Source organism: Mesorhizobium sp. M2A.F.Ca.ET.037.01.1.1 (assembly GCF_003998075.1).
In the GTDB taxonomy this organism is placed as follows: Bacteria; Pseudomonadota; Alphaproteobacteria; order Rhizobiales; family Rhizobiaceae; genus Mesorhizobium.
In genome coordinates this window covers 1-2,651 of record NZ_RZSA01000906.1, presented here as the reverse complement: position 1 = coordinate 2,651, position 2,651 = coordinate 1, and the positions used below count along the sequence as shown (strand labels likewise).

Genomic DNA, 2,651 nt, shown 5'->3' with positions numbered 1-2,651 from the left:
GCGGGAGCGCGGCTTGCTCAAGGGCAAGCCCCGTGCGGCAAATCCCGCCCGCTGCGCGCCCGCAATGCCATTGATCTTGGTGTCGCCATCTCGCAGGCCCGTACCGCGTTCATTTGGCTTGGCGTCGCGCAGCCGCGATTTGTTGTCAAGCCGAGGCGTCTTCCTGCAAAAGCGCCGGCACCAGCCCGTCAGGCCACGACGATGACGCTGCGTCTTGCCTTCCAGAACACCAGAAGCATCACCAGGATGTTGAGCAGGTTCCAGGCAATCCCGTTCAGGAAGGCGGCCGAATAGGAACCGGTGAGGTCGTAGATCCAGCCCGACATCCAGCCACCGATAGCCATGCCGAAAATGGTCGCCATGATGACGATGCCCACGCGTTGGCCAGCCTCCTTGGCGGGCATGTATTCCCGCACGATGATCGCGTAGCAAGGCACGATGCCGCCTTGCGACAAGCCGAACACCAGCGAGACGATGTAGAGCGAGGCGAGCCCGTCGAAGGGAATGTAAAAGAACAACGACAGGCATTGCAGAACCGAACCGATCAGCAAGGTCCTCACCCCGCCGATCCGATCGGCGACGAAGCCGGAAGCGAGGCGGCTGACGACGCCGGCGGCCATCATGATCGAGAGCATGTCGGCGCCATGCGCGACGCCATAGCCGAGGTCCAGGCAATAGGCGACGATATGCACCTGCGGCATCGACATCGCCACGCAGCAGCCGAGACCAGCTATCACCAGCAGCATCTGAAGTGCAGCCGGCGACAATGCGATCGGCTGGACCAGGCGCGTGCCTGGCGAGCCTGCGACGACCACCGGAGCACGCCGGCGCAACATCAGAACCAGCGGCACCATCGTCGCCAGGCACGCGATGCCGATTACCAGATAGGTGAAGCGCCAGCCCTCCGCCCGCATCAGCGGCGGTATGATCGCCGGCCAGACCGTTCCGGCGAGATAGCTGCCGGACGCAGCCGCGGCCACCGCAACGCCGCGCCGGCGATTGAACCAGTGCGAGATGTCGGCGATCAGCGGTCCGAAAATCGCCGATGTCCCCAACCCGATCAACAAGCCTTGGGCGAAGGTGAACTGCAGGATTGAATCGGAGAGCGACGCCAGCAGGAAGCAGGCAGCCAGCGCCGTTGAGGAAACAAGCGCCGGGATCCAGTAACCGACACGATCGATGGCGCGCCCGACCAGCACATTGCCGGCCGCGAAGCCAACCATGGTCGCGGTGTAAGGCATCGACGCCGCCGCGCGATCGACGCCAAACTCGGCCTGGACCGCCGGCAGAACGACGACCACCGCCCACATGCCGACACCCCCAATGGTCGCTAGCAACACGGAAATGGCCAGCCTCGTCCAGGCATAAGCGCTGTCTATGCCCGGGGGCGCTGCATTGCTGGAGATCGTCGTCAAGGCGTTCCTGTCCGCTGTTCTCGGAAGTCCGCGGTTCGGCCTCCACTATCGGCGCATTTGCCGGGCCGAGCAGCGCCACGACCGGCCAATCCGTGGCACCAGAACCGGGAACCCGTCTCATTTCCTGGAGTTTTGCCTCAGAGCAATTCCAGGAAAAGTGTCTAACGGTTTTCCGTCCGGAATTGCTGGAAACAAAGAGATGGAGCGGTTCAGCGGCAAACCGGTGAACCGCTCTGGCAAGGAGTTTCGCCATGACCGCAAAGAAGAAATGGTCAGCCGACGTGACCGAGCACAGCGATGCGCTGGATCTCGAGGAGCACGTCTTTGAATCCGACGACGCCAGGAAGATCGCCGCCTCGCTGAAGCGCTCGGCCGAGCACAGCGACCGTCGCAAGGCGGAGCCGTTCCAATCCGCCATGTCGATGTTGAATTTCTACATCAACCGCGCCGGCAAGAACCTGCCTGATGAGCGCAAGAAGGTGCTGGAAAAGGCGAAGGATGAGTTGCGCGTCGCCTTCGGCCGAGAGAAGCAGGATCAGCATTAAATCTGCCAGGTCGGGGCAGACCCTAACGCGATTGGATCACTTCGTCGGTGTTGGCCAACAACTTGCGGACCGCGTTGCGCGCCGCGTCCGGTCTCTTCAGGCGGATATTCCTCTCAATCGCCTCATGCAGCTTCTGGACATGCTGCAGATCGTCCAACTCGCGCGTCGTGTATGCGAAAAGATGGTCGAAGGCGGATTCGATCAGCACGCCCAGCGGCACCAGGAGGTCGTTGCCCGAGGCCCTGAGGATTGCGAGATGGAAGCGCGTGTCGGCGCGGGTTCGCTCCTGCAGGTTGGTGGCCTCGCCCATCTCGCGGCAGGCCTGGCTGATCTCGGCCATCTGCTCGTCAGTGCGCCGCATCGCCGCGAAGGCCGTCGCCTCTGGCTCTATGATATGGCGGAATTCCTGCACTGTCCTCAGGAACACCTCGCGATCCGGCGACGTCGCGTACCAAGCGAGCACGTCGCGGTCGAGAAGGTTCCAGCGTTCCTTCGGCTCGACCCAACTGCCGATCTTGGGTCGCGACGCCAGGAGGCTCTTCGCCATCAGCATCTTGATCGCCTCGCGCACCGCCGAGCGGCTGACGTCGAAGGTCTCCGACCATTTCGCTTCATTGGGCAGGATGGTGCCCGGCGGATAATCGCCGCGCACGATGCGAAGCCCGATCTCGCTGGCCAGAGAGGTGTGCAC

Annotated in this window: 3 protein-coding genes; 1 reads left to right on the top strand and 2 read right to left on the bottom strand. The window is 63.0% G+C overall.

Translation table 11 applies throughout. The features are described from left to right. Positions 1-188: 188 nt before the first annotated feature. Positions 189-1,415, bottom strand: a complete 1,227-nt coding sequence (locus tag EOA27_RS31090) for an MFS transporter (protein WP_127258054.1) — start codon at positions 1,413-1,415, stop codon at positions 189-191. Between the two features lie 251 nt (positions 1,416-1,666). Between EOA27_RS31090 and EOA27_RS31085 the strand changes: the two genes are divergently transcribed. Then, positions 1,667-1,960, top strand: a complete 294-nt coding sequence (locus EOA27_RS31085) for a DUF3175 domain-containing protein (RefSeq protein ID WP_126081915.1) — start codon at positions 1,667-1,669, stop codon at positions 1,958-1,960. Positions 1,961-1,982: 22 nt separating this feature from the next. On the opposite strand, the gene EOA27_RS31080 is transcribed toward EOA27_RS31085, so the two are convergent. Continuing rightward, on the bottom strand, positions 1,983-2,651 hold a 669-nt coding region (locus EOA27_RS31080; protein WP_145970648.1), incomplete at its 5' end, for a FadR/GntR family transcriptional regulator.

Coding starts and splice junctions, on each gene's coding strand:
- EOA27_RS31085 (WP_126081915.1), top strand. CDS start 1,667: ATGACCGCAAAGAAGAAATGGTCAGCCGACGTGACCGAGCACAGCGAT.